Here is an 18,165-nt window from a genome sequence, read left to right as displayed (position 1 = left end):
TCCTGAAAATTATTCGAGAACAAAATTGATGGGCACGATGTTCCACATGGCTTCTGGAACACCATTGCGCTTGCCGGGCACGAAGCGCCAGCGCTTGACGGATTCGACGGCCTGCTGGTCCAGGCGCTCGAAGCCGCTGGACTCGCGGATCTCGATGGTCTGCGGCCGGCCCTCGGCATCGATGAACACGCGCAGCACCACCTTGCCCTGCTCGCCCATGCGCCGGCTGATGGATGGATAGCTGGGCTTGGGGTTGTTCAGATAGGCCGCATTGCTCGACGGCAGCTGGATCACCGGTGGCGCAGGCGGTGCGGGAGGTGCCGGGGGCGCCGGCGGGGCTGGAGGAGCGGGCGGCGCAGGCGGTGCCGGCGGCGCCTCGACCACGGGCGCCGGCTCGGGATCGATCGCTCCCACGGGCGCTTCGGGGCGCGGCACCGGGTCGGCGACGGCCTTGGGCATCGGCGCCTTGCGCACCACGGGCTTGGGCTGCGGCTTCGGCGGCGGTGGCGGAGGAGGGGGCGGAGGCGGCGGCGCCTCGGGGGCGGGCGGGGCGATGAACTCGGCCAGTACCTCGGCCGGGACCACGATTTCCACGGCCTTGCGCATCAGGCCGCTTTGCAGGGCCCAGATGCCGGCCACATGCAGCGCCACCACGGAGCCGGCAATGACGATATTGCGGCTCATCCCTCCGGGAGGGGCAAATCTATCAGACTGGGACATATACGAGAGGTGGGTTCAGCGCGCGCTGCACCCGGGGGCTGCAGGCAAAAGCCAGGCTCACTGATGGAAGATCCACCAGGAGCATCCAATGACAAGTATCAGGCTGCCGAGCAGAACGCAGAAGAGGGCCATGCTTTGCTTTCCAAGATATTGTTGGCAAGCTGGATCGGCTGGGTGGCATTCTGTATCAACGCCACGGCTCCCGAGGCACTGCACTGCGCGACCACGTCGCGCGCGCAGCTCTCGCAGCGCCCGCATTGGGTGGCAACGCCGAGTTCGAACTGGATTTCGTCAAAACTCATGCCCGCATGCGCGTGGCGTGCGATTTCGCGGTCAGAAACCCGGCGGCAAACACAGACGATCATGGCAACAGGCAGTGGTGGCTGGCTAGAGAAGGGATGGCGATGATTATAAATGAGAACTCATCGCATTCGCAATCCTGAATTCAGCCTGAAGGTTTCAAGGGCTTTAGCGAGCGCCCTCGATCATCAAGTGTCGAGCAGCTCGGGCGTGGCGTCGGCCAGGGTGGCGCAGCCCGTCAGCGCCATGGCGACTTCCAATTCGTCACGCAAAAGCCGCAGCACATGCGCAACACCTGCGGCTCCGGCATTGGCCAGTCCCCAGACGATGGGACGGCCGACCATCACCGCGCTGGCGCCCAGAGCCATGGCCTTGAGCACATCGGTGCCGCGGCGAATGCCGCCGTCGACCAGCACTGGCAGCGTATGGCCCGCGGACCTCAACGCCTTGGCCACCCGCGCCAGCGCCACGGCCGTGGGCGGCGCGCTGTCCAGGGTGCGGCCCCCATGGTTGGAGACGATGATGCCGGCGGCTTGCAGGCATGCGGCCTGCAGCGCATCCTTGGGGTGCATGATGCCCTTGAGCAGCACCGGCAGCCGCGTCTCGCCCTGCAGCCAGGCAAGATCGTCCCAGGTCGGCGCATGGCGCAGCAGCCCGGCGCACAGCGCGCCATCGGTGGGGAGGGGGGCGCTTGCCAGTCCCTGGAGGTTGACCGCGGAAATACCCGCGGGCAGACGAAAGCCCGCGCGGCGCTCGCGGTCGCGCACGCCCGAGACGGGCGCATCCACGGTCAGCACCAGGGCTTCGTAGCCGGCGCTCTCCACGCGCTGCAGCAGCTCGCGCGTGAAACCCCGGTCATGCTGCAGGTAGAGCTGGAACCACAGCGGCCCGCGTCCGGCGGTGCCGAGCACGGCGCGTGCCGGCAGCTCCAGGGGCAGGCTGGCCTGGGTGCTCAGCGTGAACCCTGCGCCCAGAGCCGCTGCCGCATAAGCGCTCGCCAGCTCGCCATCGGCATGGGCCAGGCGCTGAAAAGCCATGGGCGCGACCAGCAGAGGGTGCGCATATTCCTGGCCCAGCAACTGGGTCCGGGTATGCCCCTCGGCCAACGGGCGCAGCACGCGCGGCCACAGCGCCAAGGCGTCCCAGGCGTTGTGGTTGGCCTGCAGGCAGCGCTCGTCGGCGGCGCCGCCGCTGAAATAGGCCCAGGCCTTGGCGTCAAGCACTTCGGCGGCGCGCCGCTCGTGGTCGCCAAGGCTGACGATTTCGGGCGCCACCGTCTGCAGGGCGGGGAGGGGAGATGCCATCGCGGGGCCGGGCTCAGACGTCGGCCCAGAGCCGCAGCAGGTTGTGGTAGGTGCCGGTGAGCTGCACCATGCTGGGGTGCTTGTCGCCGACTTCGGCGCGCAGTTTGAGCAGCGCCATGTCCATGTCGAACAGCATCTGCCGCTGCTCGGTGCTGCGCACCATACTCTCGACCCAGAAGAAGCTCGCGATGCGCGCGCCGCGCGTCACGGGCGCGACCTGGTGCACGGTGCTGCCGGGGTAGAGGATCATGTCGCCGGCTGGCAGCTTGATGCGGCGCTCGCCCAGCGGCTCCTGGATCAGCAACTCGCCGCCGTCGTATTCCTCGGGCGCGCTCAGGAACAGCGTGCAGGAGATGTCGCTGCGCACCCACTGCGCCGGATTGTGCGAATGCAGCACGGCGCCGTCGATGTGCGCACCGTAGAAATTGGTGCCGCCGCTGTAGCGGTTGAATAGCGGATTGAAGATGCGCTTGGGCAGGGCCGCCGAGAAAAACAGCGGATCCCGACTCAGCGCGGCCCGAACCTGGGCCTGCAACTGCTGCGAGGCATCGCTGCCCTGCGCCAGTTGCTGGTTGTGCTTGAAGGCCTGGGCCTGCCCGCCCGCGCTGGCCCTGCCATCCACCCAGGGCGCGCCGTCTGCGAGCAACTGGCGCGCGGCCTGGACTTCGTCCGGAGTGAAAACCTGTTTCAGGTGCAGGAGCATGGCGGGCAGAGGGCAGGATCAGAAGCGGGTCTTGACGGTCAGCTGCACGGCGCGCGCAGCGCCCGCGGTGTAGAAGCCGCGGTACAGCGAATCGGCATACAGCTTGTCGCTGACGTTGGTGACGTTCAGCTTGAGCGAGGTCTTCTGGTCGAAAGTGTACTCAGCCATCGCATCGATAGTGGCAAAGCCGCTGGACATCAGCGCGCGCGAACCTTCGGGGCTTTGCTTGTCGCGGTAGGTCAGGCCCGCGCCCAGGCGCAGCTTGGGAGTCACGGCATAGGTAGACCAGATGCTGCCGCTGTGCTTGGGGCTCAGGGCAGGGCGGTCGCCCTGGATCTGCGCGCCGCCAATGGTGAATGCAACGCTGCTCCGGTCGATCTTCGCCTCGGGGATCCAGGTGTGGTTGAAGAAGATGTCCCACTGCGGCGTGATGTGGCCCGCGAGGTTGAATTCCATGCCTGCAGCGTGGCGCTTGCCGGACAGCACATAGTTAGTGACGTCGTCCGGGTCGGTGTTGCGCTCGTTGAACTTCTCGCTGTAGAACGCGGCCACGCCCAGCAGCGCGCGGCGCTCGAACAGCTCCCACTTGCCGCCGATTTCCAGATTGCGGCTCTTCTCCGGCGCGGTGTTTGCCAGCGATGCGGTGCCGCCCGAGGTCGCGCTGGCCGCATTGATGCCGCCGAACTGGTAGGTGTCGCCCGAAGTGTTGTACGAGGTGCCGAACGACACGTAGTACGAACTGAGCTCATCGGGCTGGAAGATCACGCCGACGCGCGGGCTCCACAGGCCTTCCGAAGTCGAGTCGCTCAATGCACCTGTGGCATTGCGGTAGCTGGCCTTGAACTGGTCGTAGCGCAGGCCGCCGACGAGCTTGACGGTCGAGGTCAGCGACATCGTGTCCTGCAGGTACAGGCCGATGTTCTGCGCCTTGAAGGTGTTGAACGCCACGGGCGCGCGGTTGTCCGGCGCCCAGGCGCCGTTGTCGGGCGTGCCGACCGAGGTCAGTAGGGCCGGGTTGGCGCCCGAGTTGCCCGCTGCGTTGGCATAGTTCGAATTGCGGTTCGCATCGTCGTGGTAGTAGTCGAGGCCGGCAATGATCTGGTGCTTGTTGCCGCCCCAGTTGAATTCATTGGTGTAGTCGCTTTGGAGCTGCGTCATCGTGCTTTCGCCGATGCGGCCCTTGGAGGTGCGCGTGAGCCGGGTGGCGTCGGTGATCTGGTCCAGCGAGGTGGGACGGGTACCCGAGAAGCCGATCACGCTGGCCAGCAGGTCGCGCTCGTACTTGCCGTGGCGCAGGCGCGTCTGCAGCTCGCCGCCATCGTCGAAGCGGTGGATATGGCCCAGCGTCAGGTATTTCGACGAAGTGTCGAGGTGGTCGCTGCTGAGTCCGTAGTAGTTCTTCGCCGGCAATGTGGGCACGATCCTGCCGTTACTGATGATCCAGGGCGAGTTATAGTTCGGGCGTCCCTTGATGTCGAGGTAGTACAGGCCCACAGAGAATTCATCGCGCGTGCCGATGCCCCAGGAAAAGGTCGGCGCAATGCCGCGCTTGTCCTGCTTGGCGCCGTAGTTGTCCGAGTCGTGGATCATGGCGTTGACGCGCAGCGCCGCGTTCTCGCCGGTCTTGAAGTTGAAGTCGCCCTGCGCGCGGTGGTATTTGCCGTTCCCCAGCGTGTAGGAGGCTTCGTGCTGGTCGATCAGCAGCGGCGCCTTGTTGACTTGGTTGACCACGCCGCCCGTCGAGCCCTTGCCGAACAGCATCGATGCCGAGCCCTTGAGCACTTCGATGCGGTCGTTGTTGAAGGTATCGCGCTCGTAGAGCGGCGCGTCCTTCATGCCGTCGACGTAAATATCGCCGGCCTGGCCGAGCGAAAAGCCGCGCAGGCGGACATCTTCCTCGCCGGTCTCGCCGGCCTGGAAGGTGACGCCCGCGGTGGTGCGCAGCACTTCGCGGAAGTCGTCCTGGTTGCGGTCGGCAAGCAGGCGCTCGGTGAACACCGTGACCGACTGCGGGATGTCCTTGATGTCCTGCTTGCCCTTGCCGACCGTGGTCTGCTTGATGAGCAGCGTGTCCTTGCCCTGCACCTCGGCGGCTTCGCGCACGGTCACCGTGCCCATCGTGGCTTCGGGCGCGGCGGGCGACTGGGCCCAGCTGCCGACGGAGGCGGCAAGCAGCATCGCTCCCAGGGGCAGCAGGGTTTTGTCGGAGGTCGACGTGGAAGGGGCGGCGGTGCCGGATTCGGCAGCCGCCATGGGCGCTGTGGTCTTCAAAATAATGCTCCGGGAATGGTATTGGGCCCTCTGGGAGAGCCACTTGATTTTTGGACCGGAGAGCATGGCGGATGATCCGTTTCGACTCCTGCCGGCCGGAGCGGATCATAAATATGAATAGGATTAATTCGCATTGCCACGTAGGTTTTAAGCAACGCTTTCGAGAAATTCAATCGCCGGCAGACAAAAAAAGCCGGCATCTGCCGGCTTCTCGTGGTGCGCGAAGAATTACTTCACGTGCTTGCCGATCAGGCCGGCCATCTCGAACATCGAGACCTGGGGCTTGCCGAAGACTTCCTTCAGCTTGGCGTCGGCGTTGATCATGCGCTTGTTGGACTCATCCTGCAGCTTGTTGGCCTTGATGTAGACCCACAGCTTGCTGATGACTTCCGTGCGTGGCAGCGGAGCCGAACCCACCACCGCGGCCAGGGCCGGGCTCGGTGTCAGCGGTTTCATGAAGGCGGCGTTGGGGGTGCGTTTCTTAGCGGGTGTCGCAGAAGCTGCGGCCGGTGCCTTCTTTGCAGTTGCCATGTTGCTTTTCCTAGTTGGTGAGAATTCTTGACCAATGCCAAGCGTGCGCTTCTTATCGGTTCAACAGATGCTAATGGGAAAAATTGTGCTTTCCTAGTAGCCTGGGTGCTTTTTTACCCTGATTTGTTGTACCTGTGCACTGTATACGCCCGTCCAGGCGGGTGGGAAGGCCATTTGCCCCAGGTTTTCCCGGGGAGCGGCCAGGGCAGGGGCGCCTCGATGCAGGGGTGCGAGGGGCAATGGCCCGGCATGCCGCCGGGTGTGCCGCCACAAGTTAGAATGCGCGCCACCGCGCCTTCATGCCTTCTGCCTCGCGCCAGCCGGGCTTCATGGCGCCATTGTCTTGAATGGCCGCGTGCCGCTGGCTTGCCGCCTCAGGCCGCGCGCTTCCACCGCCCGGGCCATTCCACAAGCATGCGCAGATTGCCCCCGATCAATCTGCTTGCCCACCAACAGGTTGAATAAATTGCAGCAAGCAAAAACTCCGAAAATCGGCTTCGCCAGCCTCGGGTGCCCGAAGGCGCTGACCGATTCCGAACTGATCCTCACGCAGCTGAGCGCCGAGGGCTATGAGACCGCCAAGACCTTCCAGGGCGCCGACCTGGTGATCGTCAACACCTGCGGCTTCATCGACGACGCCGTCAAGGAAAGCCTGGACACCATTGCCGAGGCGCTGGCCGAGAACGGCAAGGTCATCGTGACCGGCTGCCTGGGCGCGAAGTCCGGCAGCGATGGTGGCAACATGGTGCGCCAGATCCACCCCAGCGTGCTGGCCGTGACCGGTCCGCACGCGACGCAGGAGGTCATGGATGCGGTGCACACCCACCTGCCCAAGCCGCACGACCCCTTCATCGACCTGGTGCCGGGCGCGTTCGGCGAGGCCGGGCTCAAGCTCACGCCCAAGCACTACGCCTATCTGAAGATCAGCGAGGGCTGCAACCACCGCTGCACCTTCTGCATCATCCCCTCGATGCGCGGCGACCTGGTGTCGCGCCCGATCGGCGACGTGCTCAAGGAAGCCAAGGCGCTGTTCGAGGGCGGGGTCAAGGAACTGCTGGTCATCAGCCAGGACACCTCGGCCTATGGCGTCGATGTCAAGTACCGCACCGGCTTCTGGGACGGCAAGCCCGTGCGCACGCGCATGCTGGAGCTGGTGCAGGCCCTGGGCGAGCTGGCCGAGCCGCATGGCGCCTGGGTGCGCCTGCACTATGTCTATCCGTACCCCAGCGTCGACGAGATCATTCCGCTGATGGCTTCGGGACGCGTGCTGCCCTACCTCGACGTGCCGCTGCAGCACAGCCACCCGGACGTGCTCAAGCGCATGAAGCGCCCGGCCAGCGGCGAGAAGAACCTCGAGCGCATCCAGCGCTGGCGCGAGATGTGCCCCGACCTGATCATCCGCTCCACCTTCATTGCCGGCTTCCCGGGCGAGACCGAGGAGGAGTTCGAACACTTGCTGGACTTCATCCGCGCTGCCGAGATCGACCGCGCCGGCTGCTTTGCCTATAGCCCGGTCGAAGGCGCCATGGCCAACGACATTCCCGGCATGCTGCCGCTGGAAGTGCGCGAGGCGCGCCGCGCGCGCTTCATGGAAGTGGCGGAAGAGGTCTCGGCCAAGCGCCTGCGCCGGCGCATCGGCTCGACCATGCAGGTGCTGGTCGATTCCGCGCCCGCGCTGGGCCGCAAGGGCGGCGTGGGCCGCAGCTATGCCGACGCGCCCGAGATCGACGGCGTGGTGCATCTGCTGCCGCCGGAGAAGATCAGCAAGACCATGAAGACCGGCGAGTTCACGCGCGCGCGCATTGTCGGCACGCAGGGGCACGATCTGGTCGGCGTGCCGATCTGATTTCCTGCTCCAGCGGGCCTTGACGGGCCCTGCCTGCGAACCACCCCGAAAGCCGGATGAACCTCCGGCCACGGGGTGTTTTTCATGCTGCCGGCACTTTGGTTTATGGTCGCGCTGTGACCAGCCTCAACCAAGCCCTGCCATCGCGCCTGCACCGGCTCCTGAACCGCATGGTGGCCGTCGAAGCCCATGAAGTGCAGGCCACGCTGCTGGGCTTTGCCTGGTTTTGCTGCCTGCTCTCAGGCTATTACCTGCTCAGGCCGCTGCGCGACGCGCTGGGCGTGGTGGGCGGGCCCGAGGAGCTGCGCTGGCTGTTCACCGCGACCTTCGCCGCCATGCTGGCGCTGGTGCCGGTGTTCGGCTGGCTGGTGACGAAGTTTTCGCCGCGCCGCTTCGTGCCCTGGGTCTACCGTTTCTTTGCGTTGACGCTGCTGGCCTTCGGCGCGCTGCTGGCGCTGCACCTGGAGAGCGCCTGGCTGGCGCGCTGCTTCTTCGTGTGGGTCAGCGTGTTCAACCTGTTTGTGGTCAGCATCTTCTGGAGCGTGCTGGACGACTGCTTCAGCAGTGCGCAGGGCCGGCGTCTGTTTGGCTTCATTGCGGCCGGCGGCACGCTCGGCACGGTGCTCGGCCCGCTGCTGGCCGCCGCCGCCTCGACCCTGTTCGACCCAATGGTGCTGGCGCTTGCGGCGGCGCTGCTGCTGGAGCTGGCGCTGCGCTGCTTTCGCGGGATCTATCCGCACCACGAAGCCGGGCCGGTGGTCCCGGCGCATTCGCGCCCGCTGCGCGGGCAGGTCTGGGCCGGGCTGTCGCTGATTGCGCGCTCTCCCTATCTGCTGGGCATCTGCGCGTATCTGCTGCTGCATACCGCGGCGTCGACCTTCCTGTACTTCGAGCAGGCGCGCATCGTCGCGGATGCGCTGCCCGACACCGCATCGCGCACGCGCTGGTTTGCCGCCGTGGACCTGGGCGTCTCTTGCCTCGCGCTGGCGCTGCAGGTGCTGGTCACGGGGCGGCTGATGCGGCGCTTCGGGCTGGTGTTGTGCCTGGCGCTGCTGCCCCTGGTCAGCGTCGCGGCCTTTGGCGCGCTGGCGCTGGCGCCGACCTTGCTGGTGCTGGCGTGTGTCCAAGTGCTGCGGCGGGCGCTGGACTACGCCGTGGCCCGGCCTGCGCGCGAGGTGCTGTTCACCGTCGTGCGCCGCGAGGAGAAATACAAGGCCAAGAATGCCATCGAGACGCTGGTGTACCGCGGCGGCGATGCCGTGAGCGGCTGGCTGTCGTCGGCACTGTCCGCGCTGGGCGTAGGCGTGGGCGGCGTCGCGCTGCTGGCGATTCCGGTCGCCGCGGGATGGTGCGGCCTGTGCGTCTGGCTGGGTCGGCGGCAGGAGCAGCGCCAGGCGGTGGAAATCTCGACAACCCTTTCGGAGACAGCATGAGCCTCGATCACGAACCACGCGCCGTCGGCATGGACCGGGCGCAGTTCCTGCGAGCCGCGCTGGCAGCCTCGCTGGGCGCGGGCCTGCAGGGCGCGGCCGGCGCCGCAAGCGCGGGCAGGATGCGCAAGCGCAGGATCCCTTCGACCGGCGAAGAGCTGCCGGTCGTCGGCTGTGGCACCTGGGTGGGCTTCGGCCACGCGCCCGGCACGGCCGAATATGCACGGCTGCCGGCGGTGGTGGAGGCGCTGTTCGATGCCGGCGGCTCGGTGCTCGACAGCTCGCCGATGTACGGCCTGGCGGAGCGCACCACGGGAGAGATTCTCTCGAAGTCGAGCCGCCGCGGCCAGGCCTTTCTGGCGACCAAGGTCTGGACCACGGGGCGCGAGGCCGGAATCCGCCAGATGCAGGAGTCCATGGCGCTGCTGGGCACGCAGAAGCTCGATCTGATGCAGGTCCACAACCTGGTCGACTGGCAGACGCACCTGCAGACGCTCCGGGGCTGGAAATCCGAGGGGCGCGTGCGCTATGTGGGCATCACCCATTACACGCAGTCGGCCTTCCGCGAGGTCGAAGCGGTCATGCGCCGCGAGCCGCTCGATTTCCTGCAGATCAACTACGCGTTGGACGACCAGGGCGCGGCCGAGCGCCTGCTGCCCCTGGCGGCGGACAAGGGCATCGCGGTGCTGGTCAACCAGCCCTTTGGCGGCGGCGACCTGCTGCGCCAGCTGCGCGATCGGCCGCTGCCGGCATGGGCGCGCGAGATCGAATGCGGCAGCTGGGCCCAGGTGCTGCTGAAGTTCGTGCTCAGCCAGCCGGCTGTGACCTGCGTGATTCCAGGCACCAGCCGGGCGCAGCATATGGCGGACAACGCGGGGGCAGGGCAGGGGGTGATTCCCGACGCTGCGTTCTGGCGGCAGCGTTCCCTCGGTCTTTGACGTTCCAAAAACAAAAAGGCCCCTGCGGGCAGGGGCCTTGTTCCTAAGCAGCTGTCCGATCAGACGCGCTTGCGGTATTCGCCGGTACGCGTATCGATTTCGACCTTGTCGCCCTGGGCCACGAACAGCGGCACGGCCACTTCGAAACCGGTGGCGATCTTGGCGGGCTTGAGCACCTTGCCCGAAGTGTCGCCCTTGACGGCGGGTTCGGTCCAGGTGATTTCGCGCACGACGCTGGTGGGCAGTTCGACCGAGATGGCCTTGCCGTCATAGAACACCACTTCGACGGTCATGCCGTCTTCCAGGTAGTTCAGCGCGTCGCCCATGTTCTCGGCTTCGACTTCGTACTGGTTGTACTCTTCGTCCATGCAGACATACATCGGGTCGGCGAAGTAGGAGTAGGTGCACTCCTTCTTGTCCAGGATCACGTTGTCGATCTTGTCGTCGGCCTTGAACACGTTCTCGGTGCCCATGTTGCCCAGCAGGGCCTTGAGCTTCATGCGCACGGTGGCTGCGCCGCGGCCGCCGCGGGCGTATTCGGTCTTCAGGACGATCATCGGGTCCTTGCCGAACATGATCACATTGCCGGCGCGGATTTCTTGGGCGATTTTCATAGCTAGATTGCTGGAGGTTGTGCCGCTCAACGCGTCCAGCTGCCGCGGCCGGATGGCCTGCTGCATTGAAACATGTTCCGCGGCGGGGGGAGATACGAAACGCTGGTGTGGTCCAGCGGGAAACCGGTATTTTAGCTTTTTTCTGCCACAAACTGCTGCAGTTGGCTGATCAGATCGGCCACGACCCACCCGCGCGCGCGGGCGGATCGGGCGCAGTCGCGCCAGTCGGCCAGCATTTGCGCCGTCAGCACCGGCAGGCTGCCGTGCGTCGGCATGCCGTTCCAGTGGTGGTGGAACAACCGTAGCGACGGCGGGGCCTCTAGCCAGTCGAGAAAGGCTTCGAGCTTGGCATGGTGGGCATTGTCGTGCTGCGGGTAGATCTGCCAGACGAAGGCCTCGCCGGCCCAGAGCGCGCGCACCAGCGAGTCCTCGCCGCGCACCAGGTTCAGGTCGCTGGCCCAGAGCATCTCGTCGAAGGCAGGCTGTGCGCAGGGAGCGAGCCAGGTGATCGGGAGGGGTGCAGAAGGCGGCAGCGCGGCACGCACGGCTTCGGTGGCGCGCCCGGGCGTGACCAGAAGATGGCTGGGATCGCCGGACTGCAGTTGCGCAAGCAGTTGCGGCAGCGCTGGCGGCTCATAGCAAAACAGCGAGACCAAACGCGTGGAGGAGTCGATGCCGCGCGCTGTGCGCCAGGCCTCGCGGTCAAAGGCCGACTGGCGCTGGTCGAATGCGGCTTCACGCAGCAGCCCGCCGGTGCGCGGCGTGAAGCCGGGGTAGAAGAACCAGCGCGTGAGCCCCGCCGCGGGGCCGCTCATCAGCCGCGAGGGCAGGCGATGGCAACGCTCCACATAAGCCTCGGCGCTCAGGTATTCGAGGTTGATCCAGACCGGCGACTGCGCACCGCCCAGGGCCTGGCGCGCATGCCGCTGGGCAATCAATGCGAGAAACGGCTCGGGCAGCGTGCAGCCGAAGGCCTCGATCACGACATCGCCCGCGCCATCGGCGGGCAGCAGCGCAGGCTGGCCGGGCCAGGCATGTACGTTCAGGCCTGCCGGGTGGGGCGCAGGTGCCATCCAGGCCAGCGCGCTGGCGTCGTCAAGCCACAGCCGCACCTGCTCGCCGCGCGCGGCCAGCTCGGCGGCGGCGCGCCAGCAGACGCCCACATCACCGAAGTTGTCGATCACCTGGCAGAAGATATCCCAGCGGAGGGGGCGATTCGCGGTCATGTGAAGGCGGGCAGGGGCGGGGCGCCGATCGTACCGCTTTCGGTACGCCGATACGGGCACTTGCAAAGCTTGCCCTCGGCACGCGCCAGGCCCGCCACAATAGCGCCATGTCTGAAATGCATTCCGATGAATTGCTGGCCCAGGTCGCGGCCCTCCCTTCGCTGCCTGGCGTCTACCGCTACTTCGATGCCCAGGGCGGGCTGCTGTACGTAGGCAAGGCGCGCAACCTCAAGCGCCGCGTCGCCAACTATTTCCAGAAGAACCATGGCGGCACGCGCATCGGCCACATGGTCAGCAAGATCGTGCGCCTGGAGACCACCGTGGTGCGCTCCGAGGCCGAAGCGCTGCTGCTGGAAAACAACCTGATCAAGACCCAGCATCCCAAATACAACATCCTGTTTCGCGACGACAAGAGCTATCCCTACCTGAAGATCACCGGGGTGGCGGCGAACGACGGCGAGGGCGAGCCGCCCGGCCAGCGCTTTCCGCGCATGGCCTACTACCGCGGCGGCGTGGACCGCAAGAACCGCTATTTCGGGCCCTATCCCAGCGCCTGGGCGGTGAAGGAAACCATCCAGCTGCTGCAGAAGGTGTTCCGCCTGCGCACCTGCGAGGACACGGTGTTCGCCAACCGCTCGCGGCCCTGCCTGCTCTATCAGATCAAGCGCTGCACCGGGCCCTGCGTGGACCTGATCTCGCCCGAGGCCTATGCCATCGACGTGCGCAATGCCGAAGCCATGCTGCGCGGCGAGACCCAGTCGCTGCTCAAGCAGCTCGAGGAACGCATGCTGGCGCATTCGGAGGCGCTCGAGTTCGAGCAGGCGGCGGAGGTGCGCAACCAGGTGACGGCGCTGTCGCGGGTGCTGCACCAGCAGTCGATCGAGACCACCTCGGACAAGGACGTCGACATCCTCGCGGTGCGCGTGCAGGGCGGGCGCGCCTGCGTGAACCTGGCGATGGTGCGCGGCGGCCGCCATCTGGGCGACCGGCCGTACTTCCCCTCGCAGCTGGGCGATGCCGCGGCGGTTCAGGACGCCGAGGACGATGGCGAGGCGGCGGTGCAGCGGCCCGTCGAGGTACTGGTGCTCGAGGCCTTCCTGGCGCAGCACTACACCAGCGTGCCCGTGCCGCCGGTGCTGGTGCTGAGCCACCCTGTCGACAAGGCGCTGGTCAAGGCGCTGTCGGATTCCACCGGCGTGCGCGTTTCGGCGCTGCACCAGCCGCGCGAGCAGCGCCGCGCCTGGCTCGACATGGCGCAGCGCAATGCCGAGCTGCAGCTCGCGCGGCTGCTGGCCGAGGAGGGCTCGCAGCAGGCGCGCACGCGCGCGCTGGCCGAGGCGCTCGACCTGCCGACCCACGATCTCGACAGCCTGACCATCGAGTGCTTCGACATCTCCCACACCTCGGGCGAGGCGACCAAGGCCTCGTGCGTGGTGTTCCACCACCACAAGATGCAAAGCAGCGAATACCGGCGCTTCAACATCGAGGGCATCGTTGGCGGCGATGACTACGCGGCCATGCGCCAGGTGCTGATGCGCCGCTACGGCCGCGTGGCCGAGGCCCAGCGCGAGGCCGGCGGCGCCGAGCCGGCCGCGGGCCAGGCGCGGCTGCCCGATCTGGTGCTGGTCGACGGCGGTGTGGGCCAGGTCAGCATGGCGCGCGAGGTGTTCGAGGCGCTGGGGCTGGACCTGTCGCGCATCGTTGGCGTGGAGAAGGGCGACAAGCGCAAGGTGGGCCTGGAGGAGCTGGTGTTCGCCGACGGGCGCGAGAAGGTCTATCTGGGCAAGGATTCCGCGGCGCTGATGCTGGTGGCGCAGATCCGCGACGAGGCGCACCGCTTTGCCATCACCGGCATGCGCGCTGCGCGCGCCAAGGTGCGCATCGGCGGCGGCCAGCTCGAGGAGATCGCCGGCGTGGGCCCGAAGAAGCGCGCGCGCCTGCTGCAGCGCTTTGGCGGCGTGCGCGGCGTGGCCGATGCCAGCGTCGAGGACCTGATGAAGGTCGAGGGCATCTCGCGCGAACTGGCGGACACGATCTACAGGGCCCTGCACTGACCACGATGCCCATCAAGACCTTCGCCGCATGACACAATCGCGCTATGTTTCTGACCATCCCCACCTTGATGACCTGGACGCGCATCGTCGCGATACCTCTGATCGTGGGGGTGTTCTACACCCCCATGGATCCAGGGCTGCAAAACCTGCTGGCCACGGTCATGTTCGTGGTGTTCGCGGCAACCGACTGGCTTGACGGCTACCTGGCGCGCAAGCTCAACCAGACCTCCTCCTTCGGCGCCTTTCTCGACCCGGTGGCGGACAAGTTCCTGGTCTGCGCCTCGCTGCTGGTGCTGGTGCACCTGCAGCGCGCCGACGTGTTCGTCGCGCTGATCATCATCGGCCGCGAGATCGCCATCTCGGCGCTGCGCGAGTGGATGGCGCAGATCGGCGCCAGCAAGAGCGTGGCGGTGCACATGCTGGGCAAGCTCAAGACCACCGCGCAGATGGTGGCCATTCCCTTCCTGCTGTATGACGGGATGCTTTTCGGCGTGATGGACACCGGCGTCTGGGGCCATGTGCTGATCTGGATCGCGGCGGTGCTCACCGTGTGGTCGATGGCCTACTATCTGCAAAAGGCCGTGCCCGAGATCCGCGCGCGGGTGCAGCGCTAGGCAGCTGTCGCCCCGGGAAAGCCCTGCCGGGCGCGCGCCACAAAAAGCGCGGCCTGCGGCGGGAGGCCCCCCAATTGCAGCTAGAATCGCTGCTGCCGCTGGGATTGCAGCGGAGAACATTGACACTTGGAAGGTCGATGGCAGGCGCCGCAATGATGGGTTGCGCGCCGTCCATCCACCATTTCTCGAGAGGCCTGTTGTGAATAAGACCGAACTGATTGAGCACATCGCGAACAATGCCGACATCTCCAAGGCCGCCGCCGCGCGCGCTCTGGAATCGACCATCGAAGCCGTGAAGAAGACCCTCAAAAAGGGTGGTACAGTATCGCTCGTCGGTTTTGGAACCTTCACCGTGGGTGAGCGTTCCACGCGCACCGGCCGCAACCCCCGCACCGGCGCCACGATCGAGATCCAGGCCGCCAAGGTGCCGAAATTCCGTCCGGGCAAGGCATTGAAGGATGCGTTGAACTGACAAACAGTTGCGATGGGTGCTTAGCTCAGTCGGTAGAGCGGCTCCTTTACACGGAGTAGGTCGGCGGTTCGATCCCGTCAGCACCCACCATCAAACTCAATGAAAACAAGCACTTGGAGAGATCCAGGTGCTTTTTTCTTTTGTGTTGTAGCTTCCTGTGCAGCCAAGTCCGGTGAAAAGACTGGCCTGCCGTCGTGGTGAATAGCGCGCGAGGGCAGGTTCCTATACATTTTCATGAAAGCCGAATGCATGATTCGTAGATGTGAAGGAATGCATATGACAGAACCTGTCGAGCGCAAGTTGCATGGGGTGACTTTGCGCCCACTTGAACACTTTCCGCCCAAAGTACCGGTTGGTGAGAAAACGGCAGCACAGAAGGAAGAGATGTTGCGTGCCGTTCGCTTGGTGATAGCCAGGCACTGGCAAGTGCTGGAGGCATTGAAGAGCCGCTGATGCTCGACCCGGATTTCGTCATTTCCACCCATGACGAAATCATTGCCCGGTCGGGTGGACTTGCAGGATTGGCGCAGGCTGGGCACGGAGGAGTCGAAGCGGCGCTTCATCGAATAGCGCAGCACGTACATTACGCAGGGCTTGACAATGTCTTTGGCATCGCATCGCTCTACGGAGTTGCCATTGCGCGCGGTCATATATTCAATGACGGAAACAAGCGTACTGGACTTACCTGTACGCTTGCCTATCTTGAGCAAGAGGGATTCCACATGCCTGCTTGCGCGGCATTCGAGGAGGTCATGGTGGAGATCGCTCTAGGAAAGCTCGGCCCATCAGAGTTTGCGGTGTTCCTGTACAGCGCATGGCATCAGTCTCAAACAGCGCGCGTGGGCCAGCCATCATTTCCGCAATCGGAGGCGGTCGAACCTGCCCCTAAGCCGACCAAGACTTCAGGCATGAGGCGCTCAAGGCGCTGAAAGTGCGCGCTTGGCTTTCTGGCCCCATTGCGCAGTGGCGAGGCACAGTTGCATTTAGCAGCGTGCCGCCAGGGGCCATCGGGCGCAGCAGTTAGAATCTTCGCAGTTTCCTTCACCAAGGGGCTGGGTTCGTTGGCGGGCATGCGTTGGAGCGTTCAACAAGGGAATTCAAACCCTTTCTAGACACAATTCCACTGTCGGGCGTCGTTGGCACCGGCACCGTACTAAGGCGAACCCGGGTTCGCCTTTTTTCTTGCTTCCACAGAAAGATCGACTATGTTTGAAGCCATCCGCAAGCACTCCAGGTTCGTGATGATCTTGTTGTTCTTGCTGATCATTCCCTCGTTCATCTTCGTGGGCATCGACCAGAACTACTTCTCGGAATCCAGCCCGACGGTGGCGCGGGTCGATGGCCACGATATCAAGCAGTCCGACTGGGACAACGCGCACCGCATGGAAAGCGATCAGGTGCGCGCCGCGAACCCGGAAGTCGATGCCAAGCTGCTGGATTCGCCCCAGGCGCGCTATGCCACGCTCGAGCGCATGGTGCGCGACCGGGTGCTGGTGGCCGCGGCGCAGAAGATGCACCTGGTGGCCAGCGACGCGCAACTGGTGCGTAGCCTGCAGCAGATCCCGGCCATCGCGGCGCTCAAGCGCGCCGATGGCACGCTCGACGCCGAGGCCTACCGCGCCCTGGTCGGCGCGCAGGGCATGACGCCCGAGGGCTTCGAGGCCAATCTGCGCAACAACCTGTCGCTGAGCCAGGTGATGGGGCCGGCCATCAACTCCTCCTTCGTGACCGACAGCCAGCTCAAGCTGGCGATGGACGCGCTCTACCAGCGCCGCGAGGTGCAGGTGGCGCAGTTCCTGGCGCGCGATTTCGCGGCCAAGGTCGAGGCCACGCCCGAGGCGCTGCAGGCCTATTACAAGGCCCATCCCGACAAGTTCCAGCAGGCCGAGCAGGCCAGCGTGGAATATGTGGTGCTGGATACGGCGGCCGTGTTGTCGACCATGGAAGTCAACGAAGATGACCTGCGCACGTACTACCAGGAAAACCTGAGCCGCCTGGCGGGCCAGGAAGAGCGCCGCGCCAGCCACATCCTGATCAACGCCGGCAAGGACGTCTCGGCCGACGACCGCATGAAGGCGCGCGAACAGGCGCAGGCCCTGCTGGCGCAGCTGCGCAAGGATCCGCAGTCCTTTGCCGCGCTGGCCAAGCAGTCCTCGCAGGACAGCGGCACTGCGCAAAGCGGCGGCGACCTGGGCTTCTTCGCCCGCGGCGCCATGGTCAAGCCTTTCGAGGATGCAGCGTTTGCGCTGAAGAAGGGCGAGATCAGTGAAGTGGTCGAAAGCGATTTCGGCTTCCACATCATCCAGCTGACCGACATCAAGACCCCGCCCCAGCCGAGCTTTGCCGAAATCCGCCCGCGCCTGGAAAAGGAGCTCAAGGAGCAGCACGCGCAGCGCCGCTTCGCCGAAGTGGCCGAGCAGTTCGCCAATGGCGTCTACGAGCAGGCGGACAATCTGCAGGGCGTGGCCGACAAGCTCAAGCTGACGGTGCAAAAGGCCGACCGCGTGACGCGCGTCCCTAGCCCCGAGGCGCAAGGCGCGCTGGCCAACCCGCGTTTCCTGGAAGCGCTGTTCGCGCCTGAATCGATCGAATCCAAGCGCAACACCGATGCGATCGAGATCGGCTCCGGTGTGATGGCCGCCGGCCGCATCACCGCCTACTCGCCGGCCCACACGCTGGCCTTCGAGGAAGTGGCCGACAAGGTGCGCGCGCTGTATGTGGCGCAGCGGGCCGCGGAACTTGCGCGCGAGCAGGGCCAGGCACAGCTCAAGGCCTGGAAGGAACAGCCTGCTGGCGCGTCGCCTGGCGCCGCGCTCGGCAGTGCCGTGGTGATCGGCCGCGACGAGACGCAGAGCCTGCCGCGCGAAGTCATCGATGCCGCGCTGCACGCGCCCGTGAACGCGCTGCCCGCCTGGAGCGGTGTGGACCTTGGCAACCTCGGGTATGCCATCGTCAAGGTCAATGCCGTGGTCGAGCGCCCGGCCCAGGACGCGCAGATCGTTGCCGCACAGAAGCAGCAACTGGCCCAGTGGTGGTCGGGCGCCGAGGGCGCGGCCTACTACGAGATGCTCAAGTCGCGCTTCAAGGTGCAGATCAAGGTCGACCGGCCCTGAGATTTCATGCCGCCCGATGGACGAATTCG

General features: G+C 65.6%; 17 protein-coding genes and 1 tRNA gene. 10 read left to right on the top strand and 8 right to left on the bottom strand.

The genetic code is table 11. The annotated features are described in order from the left end of the window. Positions 1-9: 9 nt before the first annotated feature. From M9799_RS01545 to M9799_RS01520, 6 genes are all read right to left on the bottom strand, one after another. Positions 10-720: an energy transducer TonB gene (locus tag M9799_RS01545; protein ID WP_231042656.1), complete on the bottom strand. Its 711-nt coding sequence runs from the start codon at positions 718-720 to the stop codon at positions 10-12. Between the two features lie 98 nt (positions 721-818). Next, positions 819-1,085 (bottom strand): (2Fe-2S)-binding protein, encoded by a 267-nt coding sequence (locus M9799_RS01540; protein ID WP_175504295.1) that lies wholly within the window; start codon positions 1,083-1,085, stop codon positions 819-821. 123 nt (positions 1,086-1,208) lie between these two features. Beyond that, complete coding sequence (locus M9799_RS01535) at positions 1,209-2,324, bottom strand: alpha-hydroxy acid oxidase (protein ID WP_231042655.1); 1,116 nt, start codon at positions 2,322-2,324, stop codon at positions 1,209-1,211. Between the two features lie 13 nt (positions 2,325-2,337). Further along, complete coding sequence (locus M9799_RS01530) at positions 2,338-3,027, bottom strand: Fe2+-dependent dioxygenase (RefSeq protein ID WP_231042654.1); 690 nt, start codon at positions 3,025-3,027, stop codon at positions 2,338-2,340. 18 nt (positions 3,028-3,045) lie between these two features. Beyond that, positions 3,046-5,280: a TonB-dependent receptor gene (locus tag M9799_RS01525; protein ID WP_231042653.1), complete on the bottom strand. Its 2,235-nt coding sequence runs from the start codon at positions 5,278-5,280 to the stop codon at positions 3,046-3,048. A gap of 246 nt (positions 5,281-5,526) precedes the next feature. After that, a complete protein-coding gene (locus M9799_RS01520; RefSeq protein WP_175504292.1) occupies positions 5,527-5,829 on the bottom strand; it encodes an SWIB/MDM2 domain-containing protein in 303 nt (100 codons plus the stop codon). A gap of 466 nt (positions 5,830-6,295) precedes the next feature. Between M9799_RS01520 and rimO the strand changes: the two genes are divergently transcribed. The 3 genes from rimO (at position 6,296) to M9799_RS01505 (ending at position 10,043) form a co-directional block, all read left to right on the top strand. After that, positions 6,296-7,675: a 30S ribosomal protein S12 methylthiotransferase RimO gene (gene rimO, locus M9799_RS01515; RefSeq protein WP_377007027.1), complete on the top strand. Its 1,380-nt coding sequence runs from the start codon at positions 6,296-6,298 to the stop codon at positions 7,673-7,675. A gap of 116 nt (positions 7,676-7,791) precedes the next feature. After that, a complete protein-coding gene (locus M9799_RS01510) occupies positions 7,792-9,108 on the top strand; it encodes an NTP/NDP exchange transporter (protein WP_231042651.1) in 1,317 nt (438 codons plus the stop codon). A gap of 29 nt (positions 9,109-9,137) precedes the next feature. Then, the gene (locus M9799_RS01505) at positions 9,138-10,043 is read left to right on the top strand and encodes an aldo/keto reductase (RefSeq protein ID WP_231042724.1); all 906 of its coding nucleotides are present in this window, start codon (positions 9,138-9,140) and stop codon (positions 10,041-10,043) included. Positions 10,044-10,102: 59 nt separating this feature from the next. Here M9799_RS01505 and efp read toward each other — a convergent pair whose 3' ends face one another. Together efp and earP are read right to left on the bottom strand one after the other, a co-directional pair. After that, entirely contained in the window at positions 10,103-10,657 is a 555-nt protein-coding gene (gene efp, locus M9799_RS01500; protein ID WP_231042650.1) for an elongation factor P, read from the bottom strand. Between the two features lie 131 nt (positions 10,658-10,788). After that, on the bottom strand, positions 10,789-11,883 hold the full coding sequence (earP, locus tag M9799_RS01495; protein ID WP_231042649.1) for an elongation factor P maturation arginine rhamnosyltransferase EarP: 1,095 nt from the start codon (positions 11,881-11,883) through the stop codon (positions 10,789-10,791). 107 nt (positions 11,884-11,990) lie between these two features. On the opposite strand from earP, the gene uvrC reads away from it, so the two are divergent. From uvrC to M9799_RS01460, 7 genes are all read left to right on the top strand, one after another. Beyond that, positions 11,991-13,937 (top strand): excinuclease ABC subunit UvrC, encoded by a 1,947-nt coding sequence (gene uvrC, locus M9799_RS01490; RefSeq protein ID WP_231042648.1) that lies wholly within the window; start codon positions 11,991-11,993, stop codon positions 13,935-13,937. Between the two features lie 44 nt (positions 13,938-13,981). Continuing rightward, entirely contained in the window at positions 13,982-14,551 is a 570-nt protein-coding gene (gene pgsA, locus M9799_RS01485) for a CDP-diacylglycerol--glycerol-3-phosphate 3-phosphatidyltransferase (protein WP_231042647.1), read from the top strand. 199 nt (positions 14,552-14,750) lie between these two features. Continuing rightward, positions 14,751-15,023 carry an HU family DNA-binding protein gene (locus tag M9799_RS01480; RefSeq protein ID WP_231042646.1) on the top strand — a complete coding sequence of 91 codons (273 nt, stop codon included), beginning with the start codon at positions 14,751-14,753 and terminating at the stop codon, positions 15,021-15,023. Positions 15,024-15,037: 14 nt separating this feature from the next. After that, positions 15,038-15,113, top strand: a tRNA-Val gene (locus M9799_RS01475). Between the two features lie 186 nt (positions 15,114-15,299). Continuing rightward, positions 15,300-15,476 carry a hypothetical protein gene (locus tag M9799_RS01470; protein WP_231042645.1) on the top strand — a complete coding sequence of 59 codons (177 nt, stop codon included), beginning with the start codon at positions 15,300-15,302 and terminating at the stop codon, positions 15,474-15,476. Beyond that, the gene (locus M9799_RS01465) at positions 15,476-15,952 is read left to right on the top strand and encodes a type II toxin-antitoxin system death-on-curing family toxin (protein ID WP_231042644.1); all 477 of its coding nucleotides are present in this window, start codon (positions 15,476-15,478) and stop codon (positions 15,950-15,952) included. Before M9799_RS01470 ends, M9799_RS01465 begins: the two co-directional genes overlap by 1 nt. A gap of 276 nt (positions 15,953-16,228) precedes the next feature. Then, positions 16,229-18,136: a SurA N-terminal domain-containing protein gene (locus tag M9799_RS01460; protein ID WP_231042643.1), complete on the top strand. Its 1,908-nt coding sequence runs from the start codon at positions 16,229-16,231 to the stop codon at positions 18,134-18,136. Positions 18,137-18,165: the final 29 nt, after the last annotated feature.

Origin of the sequence: Comamonas endophytica, assembly GCF_023634805.2 — a bacterium.
In the GTDB taxonomy this organism is placed as follows: Bacteria; Pseudomonadota; Gammaproteobacteria; order Burkholderiales; family Burkholderiaceae_C; genus Comamonas; species Comamonas endophytica.
Note: the sequence above shows the minus strand (reverse complement) of the source record. Positions and strands in the feature narration are given on the sequence as shown.